This is a genomic window from Methanosarcina sp. 1.H.T.1A.1 (assembly GCF_000979295.1).
Lineage (GTDB): Archaea > Halobacteriota > Methanosarcinia > Methanosarcinales > Methanosarcinaceae > Methanosarcina.
The window spans coordinates 3,839-30,202 of record NZ_JJQY01000030.1 but is presented as its reverse complement, the minus strand read 5'-3'; the positions used below and the strand labels follow the sequence as shown (position 1 = coordinate 30,202).

Genomic DNA, 26,364 nt, shown 5'->3' with positions numbered 1-26,364 from the left:
TGAAGCTGCTATTCTTCTTGATCTTGTTACTTTGTCTCTCTTCTGGACTATTTTGTCTGTTTCCTGGTTCTTTTACACGGCTTTCCACTATCTTTTGATATGTTTATTCTTTTGAAACCGTTTTCTAAGTTTTATTATTCTGACCTTTTTTCATCCCGTTATTTTCATCCGTTATTTTTATTACTTGATTTTTATGTTCCGGCTCTCTTTTAGCTATGCTTCTCTAAAAGCGAGTTCGAATCCATTTGAATTGCTGGATTTCTATCCCGATGCCCCTATCCAAGTCCCGAAGGGTGCGCTCACCTGTAATAACTGAAGCCGGACTCTTGCTGTAAGACAGAGTTATCTTAACGGAACTTCAGACTTTCACTCTTTTCCTCACAAATCTCTTTAAATAAGGCTCGTGCATATTTTTAATGGGGGAAACTATGGATTACATCGAAACATGGAAAGAAGTTATACAAAGGCCGTCTGATTTTTACAGGAAAATGCCAACGACCGGAGGATATAATGAACCGCTTACTTTTGCAGCAATCAGTTATATCATATACGGGCTTTTAACTGGACTTTTTGGCCGCGGAATGATGAGAGGTATGTATGGGTACGGTGGTATCACTGAATTTGGCTTTTCCACTGTACTTATGACTGTGATTATGGCACCTATTGTAGGTATCATCTCTATCTTTATCGGAGCTGCAATATTTTATATTATTTATAAAGTGCTTGGAGGAACTGGAAGTTACGAAGGCACTGTCAGGTTCATATCTTATGCATCTGCCGTGATGGCGCTTTCCTGGATTCCTTTAATCGGCTGGTTCTTCGGGCTTTATGAGATATATCTCTATATTGTGGGCGGCATGATTGTACATGATGTAAGCATGGTGAAATCGGCGATAGCTGTACTCCTGCCTACTTTCGTAGTCATCTTACTGGCTATAGTTGCGGCAATGTTTGTTTTATCCAGTGTTTTTTCCAACATTTTAATCTAACTCGGTTTAATCTAACTCGGTTATCTCTTTCGGGGGATAACATAACACATTTTTTACCAAAAAGTTGTAAAATTCTTTCAGAACTGTTGCATCCAGCTAAATATTTATATATTAGAAATTACTTTAATTGCATCTACACGACTAATCCGTGTTCAATAATGCCAAGATGGCGGAGCGGCTACGCAATCGCCTGCAGAGCGATACCATTCCGGTTCGAATCCGGATCTTGGCTTTTTCTCTTCTAATAATCGATTTAACCTAAAACTATATATTCAATAAAGTGCTTTAAGAAAATCCACTTTGTGCCAAGGTGGCGGAGCGGCTACGCAATCGCCTGCAGAGCGATACCATTCCGGTTCGAATCCGGACCTTGGCTTTTTAAACTACTTTTAAAATCTCTTCTCAAAGCTTTTTAATTTCCCATTTTTTACCTTTTTTAGCCTGTAATTTAGAATCCGGATTTTTATAATTTTTATATTAAGAGAATACTAACTCTGGGCATGGACATTGATGAACTCATGCGGAGGCTTTTCGAACTTTATCCGGAGGGCTATGCTGATGGCTCGAGAGACCCCTTTTTTGTGTTAATCTCCACTGTCATGTCTCACAGGACCCGGGACGATGTAACCTATCCTGCAGCAAAGAGGCTTTTTGAGAGATTCTCTACTCCTGAGGAAATGGTTGAGACTGATGTTGAAGAGATTGAAGCGCTTATAAGAGATGTGGGCTTCTACAGGGTCAAAGCCGGAAGGATAAAGGAAATCTCCGGAATTTTACTGGAAGAATACAATGGCAGGGTTCCGGATGAGATGGAAACTCTCCTTAAACTACCCGGAGTCGGCCGAAAGACAGCTAACTGTGTACTTGCGCATGCATTCCTTAAAGATGCCCTTGCAGTCGATACACACGTTCACAGGATTTCTAACAGGCTCGGTCTGGTTGAAACAAAAGCCCCTGAAGAGACTGAAATAGAATTAAAAAAGATATTTCCTCAGAGGTACTGGAAACATATAAATCTCTTGCTTGTAAAATTAGGGCAAAATATTTGCCGGCCTCTTTCTCCCAGGTGCGGAGTTTGCGTCCTGAACGACATGTGTCCTAAAATTCTCCTTTGATAGGGAGTTTTTGGAAACTCCGTAATTATGGAATCAAAGTGCAGAGAACCTGTAGGCTGTCAAAAAACTGTTTGGGATGATACAAGATTATTTATATCAGGCTGGCGTTTAGCAGGCAAAAGGGTTATGCTATCCCTCGGTTCAATGATAAATTCGTTCTCAAACAACTAACTATCAAATATTCTAATATTTCTTTCATAGCATTTTCGAGGTTAAACATGTTTCAGATAGGAGAAGCATTAATGGGGCAGGGTGCAGAACTTGCCCATGTTGATTTGATGATAGGAGACAAGGAGGGTCCTGTAGGACAGGCTTTTGCAAATGGTCTGACTCAGCTTTCAGCCGGACACACTCCTCTCCTGTCCGTTATAAGGCCAAACCTGCCGGCTAAACCTTCAACCCTTATTATCCCGAAGGTCACTGTAAAGAACATGGAGCAGGCATCAAGAATTTTCGGACCTGCCCAGTCAGCAGTTGCAAAGGCAGTAGCAGACTCAGTAGAAGAAGGCGTAATCTCAAAGGCCCAGGCTGAAGACCTTGTCATTGTAGCTAGCGTCTTTATTCACCCTGATGCCCAGGACTATAACAAGATCTACAGGTACAACTACGGCGCCACAAAACTTGCGCTCAAGAGAGCACTTGAAGGCTTCCCGGACATCGACACTGTGCTTGAAGAGAGCAACAAGTCCACCCACGCTATCATGGGCTTTAAAGTCATCAGGCTCTGGGACCCACCTTACCTGCAGATTGCTTTTGACAACCCGAACCTTGAGTTCGTGCTTTCGGCTATTTCTCAGATCCCGAACAGCGACCACGTCATTATCGAAGCAGGCACCCCCCTTATCAAGCGCTACGGCATGGATGTAATTTCCAAGATCAGGGATGTCAAGCCCGACGCCTTCATTGTTGCTGACTTAAAGACCCTGGATACCGGAAACCTTGAAGCAAGAATGGTTGCAGACGCTGCAGGCGATGCCATTGTGGTCTCTGCCCTTGCCCCGATCAGCACCATTGACAAGCTCATTGAAGAAGCCCACAAGACAGGCATCTATGCGGTCATGGATACTCTCAACCAGCACGACCCGATTTCGGTCTTAAAGCAGCTCAAGGTCATGCCTGATGTCATTGAACTCCACCGTGGAATCGACATCGAAGGTACCGAACACGCCTGGGGCAACATTGCTGATATCAAGAAGATTGCTCCAAAGACCCTGGTTGCAGTTGCAGGCGGAGTCCGTCTCGACAAGGTGCCTGTAGCCCTTGGTCAGGGTGCTGATATCCTTGTGGTCGGACGTGCTATCACCAACGCAAAAGATATCAGAGATATGGCTGAGCAGTTCATTAACAGCCTTAACAAACCTGAAATCGACCAGTTCAGAATCATGACTGATTTCTGAGCAGGCTTTAAAAACTTCCATAAAAAGTTGCCGGAAAAACTGCTAAAACGGTTTGTTATATAAGCTGTTAAAAAAGCTGTTAATAAAACAAGTTGCGGCAAAATCTCCGGTAGAAACTATTGAAGAAAGTGTGGGTTTTCACACTTTTTTCTTTTTCATTTCATTTAGTTTCATTTTCTTTTCATTTTTCAGGAGGGGATTTTCCTGGGTTCACCATTCATTTTACTGAACTACAAAACTTATTTGCAGGGCACAGGCTACGGAGCAGTCGAGATTGCAATGGCCTGTAGAGCCGTATCCGAAGAATCAGGTATCGAGATTGCAGTAGCTCCCCAGTTTCCGGACATTTACAGGGTAGCCTCTGAGGTTGAACTTCCGGTTTTTTCCCAGCATCTGGATGGGGTAGGAGCAGGAAGTTTTACGGGGCATGTTTTTGGAAAATGCATAAAAGAAGCGGGAGCTGTCGGGACTCTTATTAATCACTCTGAAAGGCGTCTGACCCTTGCAGAAATTGAGGCCTCCTTGAAGGCGGCAAAAGAATTCGGACTCAGGGCAGTTATCTGTACTAACAACGTTCCCACAACTGCAGCAGCCGCAGCCCTTGGACCCGATTATGTAGCAATCGAACCGCCGGAGCTTATAGGCAGCGGAATTCCGGTCTCAAAAGCCGACCCTGAAGTTGTTAGCGGCTCGGTTGAAGCAGTTGCAAAAATCAATCCCGGAGTAAAAGTGCTTTGCGGCGCCGGAATTTCAAAAGGCGAAGACCTCAGGGCAGCCCTTGACCTTGGCTCGCAGGGTGTACTCCTGGCTTCGGGAATTGTTAAAGCGGCAGATCCCCGGGCGGCGCTGGAAGATCTTATCAGCCTGATTTAATTTTTCTTCTTATATTTTTTTCTTCTAATATTTATTCCCAAACAGAAGAAAATTTAAATCAAACACTGATTATCCGTAAAATGAGTACATCTGAATAAAAAAGAATGCGGCTTTTTCAGCCGCTTTTTTCTTTGCAATTTCTTTTCAAGATTTTTGAATCACTGATAAGCCAGAATAAGAGGTTCAACTGCCCGCGGGTCCCCAATTTCAATAAGAATCAGGGCGGTCTCACCCTTAACTTTCTTATCTTCAGTTTTCAGGTTTTCTATAAGAGGATTAACTGCCGTTTCTCCCATATCTACAAGGGCTTCTCTGGCACTAACTCCAAAGTCTTTATCTCCCAGTTTTTCTACAAAAAACCCTGCAGTTTCCTGGTTTTCGGTTTTGCCAAGACCAAGGAGGGCTCCGTTTCTGATGCCCATATCCATGCCCGGGTTGTCAAATACCGTTCTAAGGGTACTTACAGCTTCAGGGCTTCCTATGTTCCCAAGAGCTGAGGCTGCAGCTATCCTTACCTCAAGAGTTTCCTTATTATCGTTTAGTACGCCGGTTAATGCTTCCGTAGCTTCAGCGCCTCCTATTCCTCCAAGGGCAAGGACAACGCTTTTTCGGACATCTGCATTTGTGTTCACGGTATCTTTTCTTCTTCCTTCAACTTCTTTTCCGCTTTCCAGGACGTCTATCAGGGGTCCTACCGCTGATTCGGTTCCCATTTTACCTAGTGTGAGGGCGGCATTACTTCTTACCGAAGCCTTTGTGTCTCTCAGTCTCTCGATAAGATAGGGTACAGCTTCTTCTGATCCTATTTTCCCAAGGGCGACTGCAGTGCTGCTCCTGATGTAATCTTTCTCATTATTTTTCAATTCCATCATCAGGTTATCTACAGCTCTTTCATCTCCGAGTTCTCCAAGTGCCATAGCTGCACTGTGTCTCGCCAGAGGATAATCCTGAGTAAGCATCTTCAGTAAGGGATCTGTTGCGGCTTTTTCCTCCTTTTGTCCAAGAGCCATTGCAGCTGCAACTCTTACGTATCCTTTTTCGCTTTTAAGAGCCTTAAGAAGTATTTCGGTTTCGTTTCCGTTTTCTCCAGATTCGAAATTTGAAAGTGCAAAGGAAGTATAAAGAGTGGAATTCTGTTCTTCTGCCTTAAGGGCTTCTTCGAGAATATCCGTGTCGTTTCCATATTCACTGGTTAAGGATCTTGCAAGGCTCTCTCGCATGGCTTTATCTTTTGCTTCTATAGCCCGTACAATATCTTCTGAAACTTCTTCCGGTCTCTGCCCGTCGACTGCATTTTCGGCTGCAGTCATACTTGAAGCCTCTTTTTCCCCAAGGTTTCCTGAAAGAACAGTTTCCGCTCTTTCATCTCCGGTTTCAAGAAGTGCAAGAAGCAGATAACTTTTTATTTCTCCTGAACTCGAATTTCCGGGTTCAATCTTTTCAATAAGAGCACTTGCTGCAGGTTTTCCGAATTTTCCAAGTTCGGTTACTGCGTTTAATCTTGTTTCATGGTCACCAGTTTCCAGCTTATTTATGGAATTTATGATCATATTTTCGCGTGAAACTCCAGCTAGGGCTGTGGGGTTTGTTGCATTCCCACTGCTTTCCATGAACTTATCACCGCTTAAAAGAAGCGAAACAAATATCGAAAGAGTGATAAGTGCAAATAAAAGAGAAATTTTCCATTTGACCTGAGACATTATATTCCGTATCTATTTATTTATTGTTTATATTAATTTCTCTGCGATCAATGATCAATAATACAATTCTAAGGTAAAAGTTCTTTTTCATTCCTTCAGCCTCAGGTTTTTTTCCCTTACCCGGCATCCAAGCCCACAGAGAAGGGTTGTCACCTCAGTTTCGACAGAATCTGCATTACAATCTCCAAAAATAGTTATCCTATAAGTCACTCCGAGTCGGGCTGTCCCTCTTCTCTCATTTTCAGCTTCTGTCCCCTTAGTCCCATTGTAGGTATCACTGATCTGACAGGCTACAAGATGGTTGTTTGTGGTTACTGCGCCCAGGATGACTTCAGGATCGGCGTCTTCAGGGATCAGGACTGAAATATCCCTTATCGCATGCTTCAGGTTTTCTTTTCTCCACTCCCTCAATTCAGATTCTGAAAGAAGGCGAAGGTTTTCAAGCTTGAGTCTTATGAATTTGTTCTTTATATGGGGCGCGGTGCCTTTTGAGGCAAGTTTTGTAATTATTATCTCATTCGGTCCCACTTTTTCCAGTGTACCTACATGGACCTTTCCGGAATAAAAGTGAGAAAAGCCGCAGACTTTTCCTACCGAGTTCATGATAGTCTCATACTCGGTTATTCTGGAATTAATCAGCTTATCCGACCTGCGCAGGGCATGGGCTGTATCATCATATTTTCGGGCAGCAGCTTTCATTTTCCTTACAAAGCCTTCCTCATCATGAGCCCGCACAAGGCTGGAAAGTTCCTCACATTCCTTTATAAATGCCTCATGCACCTCCGGAACACCCGGGTTTTCCATCTGGATAAGAGCGTAGAGGTAAGGGTTCTGGCCCAGAATCCTGCCCACAAAGTCAAGCATTATACTGTAAACCGGACTTACGAATTTCCTGGATTTCTTGATATCAAAGTCAAGCCTGTCAATGGTCGTCCCTATTGCTATATAAGCAAAATGAGTGAGCCCCTGTACTACTGAGACCAGACGGTCGTGCTCGTCGGCTGTCGTGATTTCAACATGTGCGCCGCTTTCCTCAAAAAGTTGCCTGATTACCGGAAACCATTTTTCCGAGCGCCCGTTTACCGGGACAAGGATTACTGTTTGTCCCCTGATGGTGGGGATCGTGGGCCCGAACATGGGGTGTGTTCCAAGAATCTCAACATTCGCAGGTGCAAATCTCCGCATGGCTTCAACAGGTTTTACTTTGGTGGAGGTGAAATCCATAAGGAGGCTTCCTGCTTTCATCTTCGGGGCGACTTCTGCAATAGTTTCTTCCGTTGCGTTGATTGGAACGGATACTATTACTATATCATTTTCAGGGATAGCTGCCTCAAGGTCCGAAGCAAAAGGTACATTCAGTTTCCGGGCGACTTCCACCTTGCCCCCCTTTCCCCAGACTGTAACCTCATAGTCCCTTTCTTTAAAAAAATGAGTGAACCACTGCCCCATCTCTCCGGTTCCGCCAAGGATCAGAACCTTTGTTTTTCCGGAACTATGTTTCTCAGGGTCTGTGTTCAAGTCTGCAGAGCCTCCAGTACGGTTTTTTTCATGATTTCTACTGGAGGTTCAACACCTGTCCAGAGTTTGAAAGCTTCTGCTCCCTGATAGACAAGCATTAAAACTCCGCTTACGGTTTTTGCTCCTGCAGCCTTTGCTTCCTTTAAAAGCCTGGTTTCAAGTGGGTTATAGACTATGTCAAAAACAGTAAGGTCGCTGTGAAGTTCTTTTGCTGTTGCAATAGTTGCATCTGTGTTCGGGTGCATCCCGAGAGTTGTGGTATTGATCAGGATATCTGCGTCCTGCAACAGTTCTTTTAATCCTGAAAGCCCGGTCCCGCTTATTTTTCCCGGAAGGGCTGCAGCTGAAATCTCTTTTGCAAGTTCTACTGCCCTTTCTTCTGTCCGGTTTATTATGGTGATTTCAGCTCCGTCGGCTGCAAGCTGAAAAGCAACCGCCCTTGCTGCTCCTCCTGCCCCTGCAACCACCACTTTAGACCCCCCCATTTCCACTGCAGCCTCTCGAAGGGCCTGCCTTGCTCCCAGTCCGTCAGTGTTGTACCCCCGGATTTCTCCTGTTTTTCCGAAGACAACAGTATTCACTGCTCCAATTCTCTCTGCAAGGGGGTCAGGCTTGATGAATTCCAGTTTCAGGGCTTCTTCTTTTAATGGGACAGTCAGGTTAAGCCCTCCAAATCCCATAGCTTCAGCTCCAAGGATTGCTTTTTCCAGTTTTTCCGGCCTGACCCTGAAAGCGTGATAGACGCAGTCCATGCCAAGGGCTGAAAACGCTGCATTATGCATGGCAGGGGAAAGGGAATGACCTATAGGGTCTCCAAATACACCAAAAACTCGCTTCATTTTAGCATTTCCATTATCTTCTTTACTTCGTCTACCGGAAGCTGACCAGGGGCTGCGGCTGCACCGCTTTCTACTGAACCGTATGTCAGGACCGAACCATAAAGAGGGGCAACTACTCTTGTATGTTTTCCGGGTTTGCCCATTGAGATGGTGCATACTGATTTTCCTTCTTTCCTGAGGTCCAGTGTAATTCTCAGCAGATTAAGAACGTCTTCCATTGACTGAGGCATCACTGCAAGTTTGGCAATATCTGCCCCTGCAAGAAACATTTCTGTAAGAATTGCTTTCATTTCCTGAGGAGAAGGAGTTTTTGAAAAGTCGTGGGAAGAAACGATTACGGTTTTTCCGTGATCTTTAGCCGCTTTTATAACTTTATCTCTCTCTTCCCTGCTGGCAGAGAGTTCGATATCAACAGCATCCGGCCCGTCTTTAAGGTAAAGGGAATATGTAAGAAGCCCTATAAGAAGCCCTGTTCGGTCTTCCTCGGTCCCCTCCCATTTTCCTCCTTCTGCCCTGGAGCGGTTGGTAGCGATTACAGGAAGCCCGGCTTCGGATTTTATTTCCCTTATTATTTCTGCGGCTCTCTCCAGATCCCTGATTCCCAGCAAATCCAGCCGGATTTCAAGGATATCAGCTCCTTTTTCGGCTGCCTTTTTTGAAGTTTCAAGAGGCTTTTCAAGGATTACTGCAACAACTGCAGTTTTTTTTTCAAGGTCAAATGGGCCTATTTGCGTCATTGCTCGCTCCGGGTTGGGAGTTAGGGAATCTGGTTATTATTCGTTTTTCCCTGGTTCACTTCTCTATAATCGTTTCTTCTATTTTTTTGCCGAAATGTCTGGCTCCTTCCTCGAGGCGGACCAGGACCTCATCTCCTTTCTTGAGTTTTGCAACTGAGATAGGGTTTCCATCTTTTCCTACCAGTTTGATGGTTTCGGCATTTTGCAGGATTGCAGTTAAAGTTCTGTCTCTGGCTTTTGCTTCTATTAGCATGAGAGGGCGGCTTTCTATCTTGACTCTGCCAACTATACCTTCCCGCTGTTTTCCTTTTGAGTCTACAATAGTTACGGCATCTCCGGTCTGGAGTTCCGAAAGATAGCGGGTTTTATCCCCGATTTTGATGTAAGAGTGAACCGCACCTGCATTTACCCTGAAGGGACGGGCTGCCACGTAAGGGCTTTCATCGGACTCCGAGTTTACCAGGAACATCCCGCTTGCCTGCGAACCTATGAGCATACCTTCTCCGCGCTGCATGAGGTTGCATGTATCCACACAGACCCGGTCTCCCATCCCAAGGGGTTCTACCCTGGTTACAACCGCAGCCTCAAGTTTGGCACTTTCGCTTTCCAGTTCTCTTGCAGCCTTGATCGTATCTTTTATTTCCTGAGGATTTCCATTATCCAGAAGGACTCCATCAGCTCCTGTTTCAAGAGTCTGGAAGGCGAGTCTTGCTTCCTCTGCACTTTTTACTCCGAAAATGATCTTTACTTTCTCTCGCTGGAGATCAGCTATCAGGTTCTCAAGAGGGATGACTTTCCAGTCAGTGCCTGTAACAAGCAGATAATTGCAGATTTTTCCCATTTCGGCTGCGAAGCGTTCATAATGTTTATCCTTTATGATTACGTATCCGCCTACGGTTAAGCCTTTGTCCATGAGCAGGGTTGCTGCGTTTACGTCTAAAGAACCCGGAATTTCCAGGGGCAGGGGTTTTGTCCCGTCACCTTCTCCTCTCTTTCCCACGACTACGATGTCAGCTCCTGACTTATTGTCGCGGGCAAAGGCTGCTACTGTAATGTTTCCCAGTTCCCGGACTTTTTCCACCACTTCCGAGTTTACCAGTATACAGTCGGCTCCGGATTCCAGGCCTGTCGTGATCCTCTCTTTCTGTTCTTCCCATCCGCCTTCATCGGCTTTTATCCAGACGCTTTTCTTTTTCAAAGGCTTTCAACCCCGTTCATAAATCTGTTTTTTACTCCGGCCTTTAATCCGGTATTTTTCTTTTTTTGTTTTTATTTTTTTACTTCGGGCTTGATTTTTGCTTCCTAATATCCTTTTTACTTTAACTGCTCCAGGGCTTCTTCCACAGGCCTTCTATGGTGTACGATTTCGCAGATAGCCCTGGTCAGCCTGACAGGGTCCCGGTGCTGGAATACATTTCTTCCTATTGCAGCTCCTCTTGCACCCGCTTCCATTGCCCCGTCAATCATTTCAAGAAGTTCCAGGTCGGTTGAGGTCTTCGGTCCGCCTGCAATTACTACAGGTACAGGGCAGCCCCTTACCACGTCTCTGAAACTGTCAGGATCTCCGGTGTATACGGTTTTTACAACGTCAGCTCCCAGTTCAGCTCCAATCCTTGCAGCATGTGCCACATTTACAGGGTCGTGGGGGTTTGTGATCTTTTTACCTCTGGGGTACATCATAGCAAGAAGAGGCATGCCCCATTCCGTGCAGTCCCTGGAGATTGTTCCGAGCTTTTCGAGCTGGTCGGTTTCTGTATCAGACCCTATGTTGATATGCATGGAAACTGCATCAGCTCCCATCTTTATCACTTCTTCAACAGTACATACCTGCACCTTGGCGTTGGGGTCAGGGCTCAGAACGGAAGAGGCACTGATATGCACAACAAGCCCGATGTCATGACCGTATCCTCTATGCCCGTACTTGACCATGCCTTTCTGCATGAGAACTGCGTTTGCTCCTCCTTCGGCAACCTTATTAACTGTATCTGTAACGTTGATAAGCCCTTCAATAGGTCCGTCGGAGAGCCCATGATCCATGGGAATAATGACCATGTTTCTGCTCTCCCGATTCATCAGCCTTTCTATGCGTATTTTTTTGCCAATTTCTGACATCGTGGTTCCCCTAAATTCTGAATTGGTTTACTTCATTTGTAAATTTTATTGATTTTTATTAATTGATTCTTTCTAGCGTGCTAGTATGTCACATACTAACACACATCTTCTATTTAAACCTATTCAAGCCCTGACTCTGATCCAGTTTTCCAGTCACTATGGATTTAGATAATGTCAATTGAACTACTTTGTACATCTATGTACTAGAATGTTCAGTTCTTAAAGTTTTCTCTTATTTGACAGTTTATTATGGTTAGATGTTTATTCCTTATTTCAATTCCTGCGATAGTTGCTCTGGTATATCTTCTCTTTTTGAGGTAGCTGTATGAGTCTGAAAACTGTGGATTTGAAAAGTATGAAATAGCTGAAGCAAAGCCAAAAGGATACAAGAATTAAAATAGGATAACATGGGCTAAAATAGGATAACATGGGCGAAGAGAATAAGCTCAGAGCTAAGAATCATTTCATATTTGTAAAAAGGAACGGAAGACACTATGAATGAATTAAAAATCCTTGTTGTAAATAATTACGGACAATTTTGTCACCTTATTCACAGGGCTGTCCGGGATCTTGACATGGATACAAAAATTATTCCCAATGTAACCCCAATCGAGGATATTCTGGCAGAAGAGCCTGATGGGCTGATCCTGAGCGGAGGGCCGGATATGGAAAGGGCAGGCCTTTGTTTTGACTATGCCCGGGAAATCGATATCCCTATTCTTGGAATCTGCCTTGGGCACCAGGCAATTGCCCTGGCTTACGGGGGGCATGTCCACGCAGGGAAAAAAGGCGGGTATGCCGAGATTGAAATAGAGGTCCTCGAAGAAGACGACATCCTCAGGGGACTTGGCCCAAAAACAACTGTATGGGCTTCCCATGCTGATGAGGTTGCTATTCTTCCTGAAGGCTTTATCCATCTTGCCCGCTCAGATGTCTGTGAGATTGAAGCCATGCGTCACCCAACAAAACCGATTTATGGCGTTCAATGGCATCCTGAGGTTTCCCACACCAGGCAGGGAGAAGAGTTACTGATGAACTTCTTTGAGGTTTGTGATCAGTACTGAAATGTGGTCAGTACGGAAGGTTTTCTCATTTTTTAAATAATGTGTTAAAAGAATCAGGTTTCTCTAAAAGAATCCTGCAAGTTTTTAGAATCACAGAAAAAAATGAGATGTAAAGATAATAAAAGTATAAAACGACAGAAAAGAGTCCCGGGATTATTACATCCCGAGTTTTTTCTTCATCATTTTCTGAATATTGAATTTCCCGCCTCTAAAGCCTTTCAAAGCCGTTTGCATGGTTTTGTGGTACTTCAGAAGCTCTCTTATATCTTCGGGGCTGCAGCCTGAACCCCTTGAGATTCTCTTGATCCTTGAACCACCTATGAGTTTGGGGTCTGTCATTTCCTCTTCTGTCATTGAGTCCATGATGACCTTGTAGTTTTTCATCTTGTCACTGGTAGCCTGGAACATCTCGTCTGATAACTTCATGCCTCCCATTCCTCCCATGCCCATCGGGAGCATTGACATGATTTGTTTCAGAGGCCCCATCTTATTCATTGCTTCGAGCTGCTTGTACATATCCTTCAGGGTGAAGCGTCCCTGCATCAGGGCTTCAACATTTACGTCTTCTTCACTCAGGCTTTCCTCTGCCTTTTCCATCAGGCTCTTAAGGTCTCCCATTCCGAGAAGCCTTGAAATGAACCTGTCAGCTTCGAACTTTTCAAAGTCTTCCGGGGTTTCCCCAACCCCGATAAAAGCAATCGGAGCTTTTGTTTCGGAAACTGCTGAAAGGGCTCCACCACCTTTTGCCGTTCCGTCCAGTTTTGTGATAATAACTCCTGTGATCCCCACAGAGTTATTGAAAGCATGAGCCTGCTGGCTTGCCTGCTGCCCTATGCCTGCGTCCAGGACCATGAACTTGTGGTCGGGTTTTGCAACAGCATGGATCTGTTCCATTTCTTCTATCAGGTCGGCTTCAAGGGCGTGCCGCCCTGCAGTGTCCACTATTTTTATATCATATTTTTCAAGCGCTTTAAGCCCATGTATGGTAATCTCAACAGCATCGGGATTTCCTTCTTCTCCGTAAAAACCAACATTGAGCTTTTCACAGAGGGTCTTGAGCTGGTGGTAAGCCCCGGGCCGGAAGGTATCTGCGGCAACAACACCTGCTTTGAGCCCTTTTCTCTGGAAATAGCGGGCAAGTTTTGCAGCGCTTGTAGTTTTTCCGCTCCCCTGCAGCCCCACCATCATGATGGTCTGGGGTTTGAGCTGTATCTCCGCTCCCTTCCCGATGATTTCCATCAGTTCCTGATACACAATGCGGATTACATGCTCCCTCGGATTCACACCCGCAGGAGGTTCTTCTTTCATTGCACGTTCTTTGATTCTCTGGGACATCCCCATGACAAGTTTTACGTTAACGTCGGCCTGGAGCAGAGCCCGCTGAATATCCTTTACTACTTCGTTGACCATGCGCTCATCAATTCTCCCTGCGCCGATCAGCTTCTTGAGTGCCCCCTGTAAGGAGTCTCCGAGTTTTTCCATTACCATATGAGAATCGTCCTGCTTAATTTTGAGAATGGATAAAAAGATAGTTTAAGTTCCGTTTATTAACCTGTGCAAGAAGGTTACTTTTTCTTGCGTTTATTTTTACCTTATATAAGAAGGTGATCTTTTTTGAATTTATTTTAATCCTGTTAATCCTGTATAAGAAAGTGATCTTTACTTAATAAGCCTTTGAGTTTTCGACGCTTTAAAAAGGTACGATAGAACGCATAAGATAGGATTGATTAATCAAGATAGGATTGATTAATCAAGATAGGATTGATTAATCAAGATAGGATTGATTAATCAAGATAGGATTGATTAATCTGGATATTAATGAGTGCCCGGATATAAAAAATAGAGGTACGGTACAAAACCTGAGCTAATGCAAAATTATTAAGTACAAAAAAATGAAACCAATTCCTAAAAAAATTGTTTGATAGCGGGGGATGGATTCGAACCATCGGTCTACGGGTTATGAGCCCGTCGGGATCTCCTGGCTACCCCACCCCGCTACGGGGCTTTATAGGTCAGGCATCTTGCCTGAGACAACTACCTGAACATACTAACGATTACTTATATACTTTTCGCTTGACCCCCCGGTCTTTCCGTATAGTCTGGAAAATTTATCTCCGCAGGCGGGAAGACTCCTTCCTCAAAAATCTGAGCCGTTAGGCAAAGATTTTAGGGAGGGGTAGTTCACTTTTCTGTTTTAGAAGCTTTACGGTTTCAACCCAACTTTACCAGGTTTTAGTTCAAATTTCATCTCTGGTAGCTCTTCGGGGCTTTTAGGGGCTTTTCGGGAAAGATATTTGAAAGCCTGAGTCCCATATTATATTATGACCAGATGTTTGTTTTGCGGAGCCTATTGTGAGGTAAAATGCGGGGTCTATTGCGAAAGCTATTCCGGAAACCCGGAAGAAATAGAACACAAGGAAGATGTAAATATACTTGGGTGTACCCAGATAGGCACGTCGCATGTCTGCGACAGTTGTCTCAAAGACTTAAAACAAGCTCTGGGACTCCCGTGAGGTCGCTGGAAAAAGAGGCTGCATCTTACATAAAATATTTTTTTTTCATGCCCCGGCTCTCTTACATGAATGAAAAAAGGTGGGGGAGGCATGAAAAGCGAGACTGCAGTTCAGACCACTTTGACATTAAGTGTAAATTTGTCTTCCGTGCCAGTTTCATTTTCCCAGGATCTTTTATATACCGCTGTTATCTGCTGGTTTCCCTCTGAATCGGCTTTGATTTCCCACTGACGAACCCCTCCGGCCCCAACAAGAGGCTCTTCGCCTTCTTTAGATTCCGGGGGATAGTATTTGTCCGAAACCAGACTGAGTCCCTGGCTCAGGTTGAGTTCCCAGGAATAGCCTGTAGTCTGGTTTTCCTTAAGTTTCAGGTAAAAAGTCTCTCCTTTTTTGAGACTTATGGTCGTTCCGTTGCCAGACTCGGTTATTTCCTGCTGTCCAGATGGCGCAGGACCTGGCAATTCATCTAACGTGTTATCAACCGCAAGTTCGAATGACCCGGTTACTCCGTTAACGTTTACAGTATAGTTTCCGGCGCTGAGGCCCTGTACATCAAGAGGAATCGTTGTTGTAAAGTTCTCTATAGCCTGGGTACACATTGCATCTTTTGGACGCTTTGTAGTGATAGTGATATTGAAATTATTTCCTTCCCTTTCAGTATTTATTTCGTCAATCTCAGTGCATCCGTCAGGCAGGTAGCCTTCTGATATCACTTTTATCTGCACGGGGAAAGATTCCAGAGTCAGAATTTCAATACTTTCTACGTTTGCCATACCATATATGTATTCTTCATTACTTGTATTCTGACCCTCGTTTGCTGGACCTTCTGTCTGGTTATCCGTCGTATTAGTCTGCTCGTCCTCAACACAGCCGGAAAGAGCAACTGTAAATATCATGAACAGGACTGCAATCAGTCTAATAGTTTTTACAGAACTGCTATTTATCCTTCTTTTCATTTATCTCCCTCTTGTTTCTTCAAATTTATATATGGAAGGATAAGACTGTTTGGATTTATCCTTTGCTTAAACTTCAGTTCTGTTCGTAGCTTTAACAGTAAGTTTATTTTTTCTTTTGAATAGCAATAGCCCTGCCACTTTTTCGAGTATACATAGTCCTGTAAAGATCCTAATAAGCGATAGCAACAGATGATGTTATAGAACTCCACTCATTTTTTCATCTTAATAAATAGGGAAATTGAAACACCCGGGTTTACAGCATTAAGTTTTCTCATATTTTTTATTGTATGAACTACATTCCTCTCTTTAAGATGAATTGTTTTTGTAATAATCTAAAATAATATACGGAACTGGCTCAGGCAGGCTTTTAATTTGAGTCCACAAAACATAGATAGCTAAAATCTGCTTAAGTAGTCAGCTTAAGTAGTCAGCTTAAGTAATCAGCTTAAGTAATCAGCTTAAGTAATCAGCTTAAGTAATCAGCTTAAATAATCAGCTTACGGTGCGAGTTGGCTTAAGGTGGGAATTAAAGGAGGAGTTAAAAAAGTGCCTTTAGCAAGCTTTACTTTTTTCCGGTGTCAAATGAAATTTTTGGTGGGATTTGATTGAGGGTTGTGGTTATCACACAGGGCATCACGCAAGTTTTACAATCAGTTATAGACTCGAAACACGAAGTGGTGGGAATTGTTCATTGTGCCCCAACAAACGAACCAAATAAATTTCTCAGAGCAACAGGAAGGTTTCTTACAGGTATTCACTATTCGTTTACCTCAAATCCTTTAAGCTTAGAACTGTTCTCCAGAAAACTGCAGATCCCTTATTATTATCTCAGAAAAGGGGACAGTAAGAATCTGGAAAAATGGATCCGGTGTGTGGAACCTGATCTTATCGTTATATATTCTATGTCTTACCTGTTGAAGGAGAATATCTTCAATATTCCTTTATATGGTACTATTAACCTTCATCATTCGTACCTTCCGGAGTACAGGGGACCAAATCCGCTGTTCTGGGAATATTATGATTATATACTTGATCCCGGTATAACCCTCCACTATGTGGATAAGGGAGAAGATACAGGGGATATCATCTGCCAGGAACGTGTCTTTATAAGTTCTGGGGAGAAACTCGAAGAAACCGGTCAAAAGTTAGTCTCTACCGGAATTAAACTGCTCTCAGAGGCGATGGAGGCTCTTGAAAACGGGAGTGTTGGGATTAAACAGCAGCCAGTTGACACTCCAACACGAAGAGCCAGAAAAATCAAACCCGAAGAATATAATAAGCTAATAAAGTGGGAGGATTGGAGTGTCGAGAGGGTCTTTCATTTTTTAAACGGCACTCCGAAGTATCATTCTACTCTGTTGAAGAAAAACAGCCTGTACAGGCTGGGGTTCAGTATCAGGGTTCTTGATTACGAAAATTGCAATACTTCCGGATATAATGTCGGTGATCTCTATAAAGAAAAATCAGGATCTTTTTTCGTCTGTAGAGACGGAAAAATATATGTTGAGATAAAGCCTTCTCTTGATAACCTTTTTACCAAAATTTATCCCTTTATCTCCTGAGCCTGATCTTTATAATGGAGAATCAGATCTTCAGCCCATTTCAAAGGAGCAGGTTCAAAGCTTATGACACTCTCCTGATCATAGGCTCCTTTCCATGTAAGGAAATCAGCCATCATGAAATGTTCGGTTTTTGTCAGCATGGCTATTTTTACTTCGTCAGCGCAGACAAAAAGTCGCTTCTTTTCCTGGTTCAGATAAAGTTTTAGTTCTTTTTCAAAGTCGTTTTTTAGCCTTTCATAAATTCTTTTTGTTACTATAAGGGTAATTTCAGCATCGTTATTCTCAGTCCGCAGAAACGTCTCCAGAAATACCGGATGGAATATCGAAGATAGAGATAGTATGTTTGTTGATTTTTCCATATTTTCCAGAAACACTGCAGGAGTCTCGAAAATTTTGTCGGGATCGGGTTTTACAAGAGAATAAGGTTTTAATTCGTTAAGCCTCTTAAGAAAGGCTGGAGACAAACCAGTCAGATCACGCTCCTGCCAGAAATCCTTATGTTCCTCAATAACCTCAAGAATGTCAATCAGGGGTTTCATTTTTTCGACCAGAACTTCTGCCAGAGGGGTAAGCCTGTATTCCCTATCCTCCTGCAAAACTAGAAACTCCTCCTTTAATTTTTTGATCTGGGGAAGCATCCCTGTCGGGGTAACATTAAGAATATCTACGATCTCTTCTAGTGTTTTCCCTCCGTCTCTTAGAAGGAGTAAAAGGTCCTTTCTTTTCTGGGACATAAAGAGCAGTTCTATCAGCATTTTATCCATTGGTCTCACTTTCCAGATTCCCTTTTCTACTGGAGAATTTATTTCTTACTCCTCCTGAACTCATGGAGTTTTCTAAAAGGAGGCTGTTCTTTCCGGAAATAGTATTAAAGGTCTTTAATTTAAGGGTCTTTAATTTAAAGACTTCTTTAAAATAATAGTTTAACTGCGTCATATTAAACAGACAAGGCTTTTAAATTTGTTTTTAAAGCATTTCTTTTTTAGTCTTTTTCGGAACTATTTTTTTAACAAGATAAGAAAACTTAAAGTCTATGGTCTGAATTATATAATCTCGAAGGTAGAGCCTGGAAACAAGTGCTCCTTAAACCGTAAATTTCCTTTCAATGTACCGGGTTCCGGATCCGGGAGGGTTTTACATAGAATCGTTTAGATGTGTGCTTACTAACTGGGATTACATTTACAACCTGTGCCGAAACATTTCAAGAGAAATCAAAAGTTCGGGGTATGAGCCGGACGTTATTATCGCGCTTGCCAGAGGAGGCTGGTTTGCAGGACGTGTGCTGTGTGATTTCCTGGGGCTTGATGACCTGTCCAGTCTGAAAATCGAGCACTACATTGGGACTGCAGCTATTGACACTGGTGAACCCTATATACGGTACCCTCTCTCAAACAATGTAATGGAAGGCAAAAAAGTGCTTATCGTAGATGACATTGTAGATACCGGGGAAAGTATGATCAGTGCTAAGGCTTACGTAGAATGCAGGAACCCAAAAGAGGTCCGAACCGCTTCCTTACAATACCTGGGGAGCTCGAAAATCGAGCCTGATTATGTAGGAGAGCGGCTTGAAGACTGGGCCTGGATTGTCTATCCCTGGAATTTTATGGAAGACATGATAAGTATTCTGGCAAAAAGCATGAGAAAAAATCCTCAAAAACTCTGGAGTCTTGAAGATCTTAAACACAGCCTCTACGTAAACCATGCCCTTGACCCCGTAGTTTTTGAAATCACTCAACCTGGCAGGCTTCCGGAAGTTCTGGAAGAAATGGTTCGAATCCATAGAACCAGTTCTGAGGTTATTGATGGGAAGGAGTACTGGAAACTTCTATAAAAAGGTCTACTATTTGTTTGTACATAGTTAGTTTGTGCATAGTTAGTTTGGGTATCATCAATTTGCATATTAATGGCTTACATTAGATACCAGGAAAACTAAGAATTATGCCTTCTACTGAAAAAAGGAGGTTTGCAGCCGGTAAGGGTAAAACGTCCCCCTTTTCAAAAGCAAATCTTTCGTTTAAAACTACTACTAAAAAAGTCGTAAATACAAATATACATATTTATTAAAGGTATTTATTCAAGAGACCATTTAAGGTATACTGATATAAGTGCCAATCTCGTATAAAGAGTAAATCTCATATTTCGTTAAGGCACCCATTTAAGTCACTCATTTAATATAAATTTAAGACATGTACCTAAGACATGTACCAAGTAAGCTATTTACTGTACGGTTATAAGACTTGCAGCAATTAAGTTCATATTATTGATTACCGGTGAACTCATGCCCCATAGATGTACCAGATGCGGAACCATTTTTGAAGACGGGGATTCTGTAATCCTCAGCGGCTGCCCGAGCTGCGGCTGGAATAAGTTCCTCTATGTGAAAATAGAACCAGAAGGTTTGGAAAACCAGGGAAGGCCCGCTCTGGAAGAACAAAAATTGGATCTGGAAGCCTCTCTGGACGAGGCTGTCAGGAATATTGATGAGGCCCTTGCATCTGGAGAAATAGACAGGGGGCAGCAATCAGAAAATGAAAACAAAACTGAGGAAGAGAGGGTGGAATCTGTAAGGATTCTCGGGCCTGGCTCTTATGAACTTAATCTGGATTCCCTTTTAGAGCGAAAAGAACTTGTTATGGCAATCAGGGAAGAAGGTTCATATGCCCTCCACCTGCCCTCTGTTTTTAACCAGCAGAAGGAAAGACAAAAAGATAAATCAAAAGCAAAAAAGCATAGATAATTCTGATCATTTTCTTTTTTGTCAACCTTTCCATTTTAATCTCATCTTCAAAACTTTTTCACGTTCTTTAATGCTCTATTCTTTCAGTCTAACTTTTTATACTTATTTCTCTTATCCTGAAGTTTTTTTATTTCTTTTATTGGCGTTATAGTGCCAATGTACAAAAGTATGAACTAAAAGAACAAAGTTCTTCTAGGAAGAGCGCAGATCTATTCTTGGTTGGAGTGTTTGTTATTTATTATCTCCAAGTTGGGGGATTCGAATGAAATTAAGTAGTACAATAATAGTACTTACAGCCTTCCTGACTCTGGCTGCTTTTTCAGTATTTCTGGTTTTAGCTGATGACAATAGCAAAGCTAAAACTTCTGAATATTCTGGAACGCAGCTTGATGAAATTGTTTTTAATGAAAGCTCCTTCAAGGAATTTTCAGGAATCCCTGGAGACAATATCGTTCAGAAGATCGAGATTCAGGATAGTTCGCTTGAGTTCCAGGGACACTGGGATGGGTTTGAAACTGTTACAATAGATGTTCAGGAATTCGAGAATGCCGCTACAAATGGGAATGTTAATCTCAGGTTATTGGAGAGAGATTTTGAAGTAAAAATCGAGGAGATTTCCAGACTTAACGGAGGGAAGTCATATCGCTATTCGGGGTATGTTAAAGGAATCCCTCAAAGTAAGGCAACTTTCTATGTATGCGGTGAGCTATTTAGCGGTTCCATAGAGTTTGAAGACCTGATGTATAATATTGCAGTTACCTCTGAGCAATATAATGGGAAAACTGTTCATACTGTATTTATAATTGACTGGAAACAAGATCAAGAGAGGCTCATACACTCGTTGAATCCCATCAGGCTCATTTTTATCTCTGGTTCAGCAGGAAGTTTTTCTGAGATTGAAAAATGTACGGTCGATGAAGACTGCATATTCGAAGAAATAGCGCCCGGCTCATCTAACATACTGCATATCGACCTCATAGAACACCCGGAATCTCCTATGGCAACAGGGATTGAATCTGCCTGAGGAGGTTTAATACATATGCAGGAAAAAGCAAAAAGTGTAATTGCAATCATCATTGGCATGGCAGTATTATACTGTGCTCTTCCTCTATTCTATGAGACTTTTAATTATTATCCTCCCATGAAAGAGGATACGCCTTACAGAAGGACTGTACAGATATGGAACACTCTTACAAATCAAAGAGTAACCCTTGACACTGAAATTCCTTCAATACCTGTAAATCAGCTTCCGGTGTATCAGGGGAAATCTTCCTCAAGCACCCTGAATGTCAGTTTTATTAGCTCCAGCGAGTCTTATAATAACAGATCTACCGGGGAAATCTATTTCCTCGTCACGAATAATGAGATTGCGGAAAGCAGGTTTAACTTAACCGATAGTGCTACTGATCTGGAATCCATACAAATAGCAAGTTTTCAAACAATGGGGTTCAATGACTCCGGTAAATACATAATCCAGCAGGTAAGAAACAGAAACTTCGTCACTCAGAAGGGTAATCTGCCGATGTTTTCACTGGGAAGGATCAGGATCACTGATGTCAAATTTGTTTATTTCAACGGTTTTGACACTTATCCCTACAGATATGACGGTCAAACTACATATTACCCGACCTGGAAAGTCACGGCTGAAACCTCAAATTACGGGGATGAAGTTTTGATGATTAAGGCATTTTAACGACCGGGTAATAAATGTTGCCCGGTATCTCATGCCTTATAGTCATTTATCCTGTTTTTCCAGATCAGGTCTCTTATCCCTGTTTTCTTTTCATGATGATTGATGCCATCCCAACAGCGGCTATTGTCATAAACCAACCGATGAACGGCATCTCTCTTAACCGCGTCCCCGGCTCTTTCCCCATTTCCTGTGAACTGCCTTCAGGTGTGCTGAGTTCACTGGAGCCAATAAGAGTATCATCGGAACTGACCAGAACCTTTCCCAGCTGGTTTGAATCTATACTATTATCTTCAAGCTCATTATTGCGGCTCGCTTCCGCAAGAAAAATTCCGTATTTTCCGTTTGAGTATATCGAATTATTCTTCAGCATATTGTTGTCACTTGAAATGCCGATGTAGATGCCGTAAGCCGTGTTATTTGAAGCGGTGTTGTTGCTCAGGATATTGTCACCTGACCCTCCCCATTCAAAAATAGCATCATCATCAATTTCAGTTCCCTCGTTCCAGAGATGAATGCCGTTTGCATTATTCCGGTTCACGAAGTTGTTATTGAGAATATTATAGTCACAGTCCATCAGGCCGATCCCGTGGTTTACGTTATTCGAAGCATTATTGCCGTTCACTGTGTTATTATTAGAGTAAAGTAAAAAGATGCCATCCATGCCATTAAAGTTTATAGTGTTGTTTTTCAGGGTGTTGTTCTTCGAAAATCCAATAAAGATGCCGTTTCTTTTGTTCAAGTTTACTGTGTTATTGCTTATTGCATTGTCAGCAGAAGATTCAATGCCTATTCCGTATTTCTCATTATCCAGTATGGTATTGTTCCTTATGGTGTTGTTATTTCCCTGGATTTCAATACCTATTGTGTTTTCGGAGACTGTATTTCCGTCTATCTTGTTATTGGCGGAAGAATAAATTATTAAAATTCCTGCGATATTGCCTGACGCATGATTGCTCCTGACCGTGTTATGGTCCGAAGAGCTGAGTATAATGCCAGCGTCGTTGTTCTTCGGAAGCTTGTTGTTAATAAGGGTGTTGTTGCTGGAATCAATTAAAAGAATACCTTCCCTGTTGTTTGAGATGTAGTTGTTATCAATTATGCAGTTCTTTGTTCCGTCAAGATAAATCCCATATTTATAGTTCCCCGGAATTCCCGAGGCGTCTTTTATTTTAAATCCTCTAATTGTCACATTATCCGAAGCAACTTTGAAAACATGCTCTTTTTGAGTGGCAGCCAGGACGATGGTATCTTCCGGATTTCCGGATTTTGATATGATTCTTAATTCCCTGTCGACGACAATATTCTCCTTGTAAGTGCCGGGATAAACGATAACTGTGTCTCCTGGATTTGAATTATTTATTGCTTTCTGTATTGATTTGTAATCCCCTTCCCCACCGTTGTCCACTTCAATGGTATCTGCTGATGTTGGGCCTGTCAATAACAGAAAAATGAGTCCGATGAAGATGCAAATTTTGATTTTCACATTCCGGTTTAGATACAACAGAATCCTTCCCACCAAGCTCGCTTTTTCAGTTAAAATAAGTTTCTTATGTTATTTGTTTATTGTGGTTTTTTGCTCTTCGCAGTTTTTTTCTATCTTCTTTTTAGCTATTTTCATACAAAGCGCGGGTCTCAATAACATCTATATACTATGCATGCTAACTAAAGGTTACTAACTAATCATTACTACTTCACGGTTAGTTCAAATTCAGTATTAAGATAAGAGCTCCCTTACAGGGGGTTTTCAGTAAAATTCTACTTTGGGGAATTTACTCAATCTCCGAGCCCGGGGATCAACGTACACAGGAATGCAACTGAAAAACAGGCAAGGAAAAAAAGCACTGCAGGAACGTAGCCGAAAATCGTTGTTAAAGGTGTGATGGCTGTAATGATTATACCTCATAAACATCATAATCATTTATCTGAAAGACGCAGAATAAGTTAAAAGCCAGAACCTGTTGCTTTGGCATTCGTTGCTGGAATACATCATAACATTTCAGGAATCACAAGAGGGAAAAACATGGACCCGGCAAAATTACTTGACATCCTGGGGAATGAAAACCGCAGGAAGATAATTCAGCTTCTTGCAAACCGCCCCTGCTATGTCAGTGAAATTTCAGGCAGGCTGGGGGTAGGACCAAAGGCGATTATCAGTCATCTGAGCCTGTTAGAACAGGCAGGGCTGATCGAGTTCAGTGTGGATGAGCAGAGGCGCAAGTACTTCAATATTGCAAATAACATGAGGCTTGAGGTTTCCGTATCACCTTATGCATATACAATGTCTCTTCAGGACATTCATTTTGACAGGGAGAATAAAGGGGAAAGATCTGCTGTCGAGAAGAATGAAACTGTTGCTAGAGATGAATCATCCTGCTTCTTCCTTAAACTGAGCGACAAGCTCCGGGAACTTAAAGCAAGGCAGGAAGAGCTTGTGCAAATGCAGAAACATCTACAGGTTGAATATACGGAACTGATGGACAGATGCCTGGACTCAATTGAAGAGGTTGCCAGAAACCCTGTAGAATGTGAGCTCCTGTTCGAGCTTCTGAAAAATGAGGCTACATCGGCTGTCCTCTGCTATAACCTGCGTCTTCACCCTAGCATTATAATGTCTAACCTTACGGACCTTGCAGAAAGGGGTTTTGTTGAATACACGATTAAAAATAACCAGCAGTACTGGAGAGTATGTGAGACCGGGGTTGAGAATAAATGACTGAAGAAATGAATCTGAGAGTAGCTGAGGCGTATCATAAAGATGTGGGTAGGGGAATTGCAAGAATCGATATCCTTCTGATGCAGCAAATGGATCTTGTGAGCGGAGATATAATTGAAATCTCAGGTAAATCCAGGACTTATGCAATTGTCTGGCCTAACGTCGAGCGCGGGCAAGAGAACAGGATCAGAATAGACGGAAACCTGCGCAGCAATGCAAAGGTTGGAATTGATGACAGGGTTACGATCCAGAAGGTCCAGGCAAAGCATGCGCAAAGGGTCACACTTGCTCCATCCCAGCCTGTCAGGCTTGTGGGCGGCGCCCATTACATCCTGAGAATAATCGAGGGCAGACCTCTGAACAAAGGTCAGCAGATCAGGGTTGAAACTGTAAATAACCCCCTTACTTTCATCGTAGCATCTACAAGACCCACAGGGCCGGTTGTTGTCACCAAAGACACTGAAATTGTTATCAAGGAAAAATCATTTGAGGAAATCAAGGCTCCGGAAGGCATCTCATACGAGGACATCGGGGGGCTCAGGCGGGAAATTCAGCTTGTCAGGGAAATGATTGAGCTGCCAATGAGGCACCCTGAACTCTTCCAGAAGCTGGGAATTGAGCCTCCTAAAGGAGTCCTTCTTCACGGCCCTCCCGGAACGGGTAAGACGTTGATTGCAAAGGCAGTCGCGAGTGAAACTGATGCCAATTTCATCACCATAAGCGGTCCTGAAATCGTTTCCAAATATTATGGGGAAAGTGAACAAAAGCTCCGTGAGATCTTTGAAGAGGCTGAGAAGGATGCACCTTCCATTATCTTCATAGACGAAATTGACTCCATTGCTCCCAAACGCAGTGAAGTCACCGGAGAAATGGAACGAAGAGTAGTTGCTCAGTTGCTCTCCCTGATGGACGGGCTCAAGTCCAGGGGGGAAGTCGTGGTCATAGCTGCCACAAACCGCCCAAATTCCATTGATGAAGCTCTCCGCCGCGGCGGAAGGTTTGACCGGGAAATTGAAATTGGAGTTCCTGACCGGAACGGCAGAAAGCAGATTCTCCTGATCCACACCAGAGGGATGCCTCTTGAAGATGAAGTGAACCTTGGCGAAATTGCAGATGTGACCCATGGTTTTGTGGGAGCGGACCTGTCCTCGCTCTGCAAGGAGGCCGCGATGCACGCCCTTAGAAGGATCACTCCTGAAATCGATATCGAAGAGGAGATCCCACAGGAAATCATTGACAACCTGGTGGTTACGAAGGAGGACTTTAGGGAAGCTCTGAAGAACATCGAGCCTTCGGCTATGCGAGAAGTCTACGTTGAAGTTCTGCATGTGGGCTGGGATGATATAGGCGGCCTTGAGAAAGCAAAACAGGAACTTATCGAGTCTGTGGAATGGCCCCTTAAGTATCCCGAAATGTTCAGGGCTGTCAGTATAAAGCCTCCGAGAGGTGTACTGCTTTTCGGGCCTCCGGGGACAGGCAAGACTTTGCTCGCAAAAGCTGTTGCAAGCGAGAGTGAAGCCAACTTTATAAGTATAAAAGGCCCCGAACTGCTCAGTAAATATGTGGGTGAATCCGAGCGTGCAATCCGGGAAACATTCCGAAAAGCAAAGCAGTCTGCCCCGACTGTAATTTTCTTTGATGAGATTGACTCCATTGCTCCGGAAAGAAGCTCTGTTTCCGATACTCACGTCTCCGAAAGAGTGGTGAGCCAGATCCTTACAGAACTTGACGGGGTAGAGGAACTCAAGGACGTGATCATAGTTGCTGCTACAAACCGGCCGGATATGGTGGACCCTGCTCCTGTCTCTTATACACATCTCCGAGCCCACGAGACGGACTCCTATCT

At 43.1% G+C, this 26,364-nt stretch carries 22 protein-coding genes and 3 tRNA genes; 14 read left to right on the top strand and 11 right to left on the bottom strand.

All coding sequences use genetic code 11. The annotated features are described in order from the left end of the window. Positions 1-428: 428 nt before the first annotated feature. The 6 genes from EO95_RS03740 to tpiA all read left to right on the top strand — a co-directional run bounded on the left by EO95_RS03740 (position 429) and on the right by tpiA (position 4,374). Positions 429-989, top strand: a complete 561-nt coding sequence (locus EO95_RS03740) for a YIP1 family protein (protein ID WP_048132293.1) — start codon at positions 429-431, stop codon at positions 987-989. Positions 990-1,149: 160 nt separating this feature from the next. Further along, positions 1,150-1,221: transfer RNA gene (locus EO95_RS03735), tRNA-Cys, on the top strand. A 72-nt stretch (positions 1,222-1,293) separates the two neighbouring features. Further along, positions 1,294-1,365 (top strand) — tRNA-Cys (locus EO95_RS03730). Between the two features lie 124 nt (positions 1,366-1,489). Further along, a complete protein-coding gene (gene nth / locus EO95_RS03725) occupies positions 1,490-2,104 on the top strand; it encodes an endonuclease III (protein WP_048132291.1) in 615 nt (204 codons plus the stop codon). A 218-nt stretch (positions 2,105-2,322) separates the two neighbouring features. Then, a complete protein-coding gene (locus EO95_RS03720) occupies positions 2,323-3,501 on the top strand; it encodes a bifunctional 5,6,7,8-tetrahydromethanopterin hydro-lyase/3-hexulose-6-phosphate synthase (protein ID WP_048132288.1) in 1,179 nt (392 codons plus the stop codon). 204 nt (positions 3,502-3,705) lie between these two features. After that, complete coding sequence (tpiA, locus tag EO95_RS03715; protein ID WP_048132286.1) at positions 3,706-4,374, top strand: triose-phosphate isomerase; 669 nt, start codon at positions 3,706-3,708, stop codon at positions 4,372-4,374. 158 nt (positions 4,375-4,532) lie between these two features. On the opposite strand, the gene EO95_RS03710 is transcribed toward tpiA, so the two are convergent. From EO95_RS03710 to EO95_RS03685, 6 genes are all read right to left on the bottom strand, one after another. Then, complete coding sequence (locus tag EO95_RS03710) at positions 4,533-5,984, bottom strand: HEAT repeat domain-containing protein (protein ID WP_235282846.1); 1,452 nt, start codon at positions 5,982-5,984, stop codon at positions 4,533-4,535. 177 nt (positions 5,985-6,161) lie between these two features. Next, the gene (locus EO95_RS03705) at positions 6,162-7,592 is read right to left on the bottom strand and encodes a prephenate dehydrogenase (protein WP_048132282.1); all 1,431 of its coding nucleotides are present in this window, start codon (positions 7,590-7,592) and stop codon (positions 6,162-6,164) included. Further along, entirely contained in the window at positions 7,589-8,431 is an 843-nt protein-coding gene (locus EO95_RS03700) for a shikimate dehydrogenase (protein WP_048132280.1), read from the bottom strand. The genes EO95_RS03705 and EO95_RS03700 overlap by 4 nt, the downstream gene beginning before the upstream one ends. Further along, on the bottom strand, positions 8,428-9,168 hold the full coding sequence (gene aroD / locus EO95_RS03695) for a type I 3-dehydroquinate dehydratase (protein WP_048132278.1): 741 nt from the start codon (positions 9,166-9,168) through the stop codon (positions 8,428-8,430). Before aroD ends, EO95_RS03700 begins: the two co-directional genes overlap by 4 nt. A gap of 55 nt (positions 9,169-9,223) precedes the next feature. Beyond that, entirely contained in the window at positions 9,224-10,366 is a 1,143-nt protein-coding gene (locus EO95_RS03690) for a 3-dehydroquinate synthase II (protein WP_048132276.1), read from the bottom strand. 116 nt (positions 10,367-10,482) lie between these two features. Further along, positions 10,483-11,280: a 2-amino-3,7-dideoxy-D-threo-hept-6-ulosonate synthase gene (locus EO95_RS03685; protein WP_048132274.1), complete on the bottom strand. Its 798-nt coding sequence runs from the start codon at positions 11,278-11,280 to the stop codon at positions 10,483-10,485. Positions 11,281-11,774: 494 nt separating this feature from the next. On the opposite strand from EO95_RS03685, the gene EO95_RS03680 reads away from it, so the two are divergent. Continuing rightward, positions 11,775-12,344 carry a GMP synthase subunit A gene (locus EO95_RS03680; protein WP_048132272.1) on the top strand — a complete coding sequence of 190 codons (570 nt, stop codon included), beginning with the start codon at positions 11,775-11,777 and terminating at the stop codon, positions 12,342-12,344. Positions 12,345-12,500: 156 nt separating this feature from the next. Here the strand turns inward: EO95_RS03680 and EO95_RS03675 are convergent, their stop codons facing one another. Continuing rightward, positions 12,501-13,832, bottom strand: coding sequence for a signal recognition particle protein Srp54 (locus EO95_RS03675; protein ID WP_048132270.1), 1,332 nt, complete (start codon positions 13,830-13,832; stop codon positions 12,501-12,503). A 434-nt stretch (positions 13,833-14,266) separates the two neighbouring features. After that, positions 14,267-14,341, bottom strand: a tRNA-Met gene (locus tag EO95_RS03670). Between the two features lie 324 nt (positions 14,342-14,665). Here EO95_RS03670 and EO95_RS16955 point away from each other — a divergent pair. Next, a complete protein-coding gene (locus EO95_RS16955; RefSeq protein ID WP_082098431.1) occupies positions 14,666-14,857 on the top strand; it encodes a hypothetical protein in 192 nt (63 codons plus the stop codon). A gap of 110 nt (positions 14,858-14,967) precedes the next feature. On the opposite strand, the gene EO95_RS03665 is transcribed toward EO95_RS16955, so the two are convergent. Continuing rightward, entirely contained in the window at positions 14,968-15,813 is an 846-nt protein-coding gene (locus tag EO95_RS03665) for a protease inhibitor I42 family protein (protein ID WP_048132268.1), read from the bottom strand. 614 nt (positions 15,814-16,427) lie between these two features. On the opposite strand from EO95_RS03665, the gene EO95_RS03660 reads away from it, so the two are divergent. Further along, on the top strand, positions 16,428-17,375 hold the full coding sequence (locus EO95_RS03660; protein ID WP_235282847.1) for a formyltransferase family protein: 948 nt from the start codon (positions 16,428-16,430) through the stop codon (positions 17,373-17,375). Here EO95_RS03660 and EO95_RS03655 read toward each other — a convergent pair. After that, on the bottom strand, positions 17,357-18,139 hold the full coding sequence (locus EO95_RS03655) for a winged helix-turn-helix domain-containing protein (RefSeq protein ID WP_048132267.1): 783 nt from the start codon (positions 18,137-18,139) through the stop codon (positions 17,357-17,359). The genes EO95_RS03660 and EO95_RS03655 overlap by 19 nt on opposite strands. A gap of 341 nt (positions 18,140-18,480) precedes the next feature. Between EO95_RS03655 and EO95_RS03645 the strand changes: the two genes are divergently transcribed. The 4 genes from EO95_RS03645 (at position 18,481) to EO95_RS03630 (ending at position 21,805) form a co-directional block, all read left to right on the top strand. Then, positions 18,481-19,206 carry a phosphoribosyltransferase gene (locus EO95_RS03645; protein ID WP_048132263.1) on the top strand — a complete coding sequence of 242 codons (726 nt, stop codon included), beginning with the start codon at positions 18,481-18,483 and terminating at the stop codon, positions 19,204-19,206. A gap of 447 nt (positions 19,207-19,653) precedes the next feature. After that, a complete protein-coding gene (locus tag EO95_RS03640) occupies positions 19,654-20,112 on the top strand; it encodes a Zn-ribbon domain-containing protein (protein WP_048132260.1) in 459 nt (152 codons plus the stop codon). A 262-nt stretch (positions 20,113-20,374) separates the two neighbouring features. Further along, positions 20,375-21,136 (top strand): hypothetical protein, encoded by a 762-nt coding sequence (locus EO95_RS03635; protein WP_052733477.1) that lies wholly within the window; start codon positions 20,375-20,377, stop codon positions 21,134-21,136. A 15-nt stretch (positions 21,137-21,151) separates the two neighbouring features. Then, positions 21,152-21,805 (top strand): hypothetical protein, encoded by a 654-nt coding sequence (locus tag EO95_RS03630; protein WP_048132258.1) that lies wholly within the window; start codon positions 21,152-21,154, stop codon positions 21,803-21,805. A 73-nt stretch (positions 21,806-21,878) separates the two neighbouring features. Here EO95_RS03630 and EO95_RS03625 read toward each other — a convergent pair whose 3' ends face one another. Further along, the gene (locus EO95_RS03625) at positions 21,879-23,243 is read right to left on the bottom strand and encodes a nitrous oxide reductase family maturation protein NosD (protein ID WP_156163965.1); all 1,365 of its coding nucleotides are present in this window, start codon (positions 23,241-23,243) and stop codon (positions 21,879-21,881) included. Between the two features lie 582 nt (positions 23,244-23,825). Here EO95_RS03625 and EO95_RS03620 point away from each other — a divergent pair. Further along, positions 23,826-24,518: an ArsR family transcriptional regulator gene (locus EO95_RS03620; protein ID WP_048132254.1), complete on the top strand. Its 693-nt coding sequence runs from the start codon at positions 23,826-23,828 to the stop codon at positions 24,516-24,518. The last annotated feature ends 1,846 nt before the right edge of the window (positions 24,519-26,364 follow it).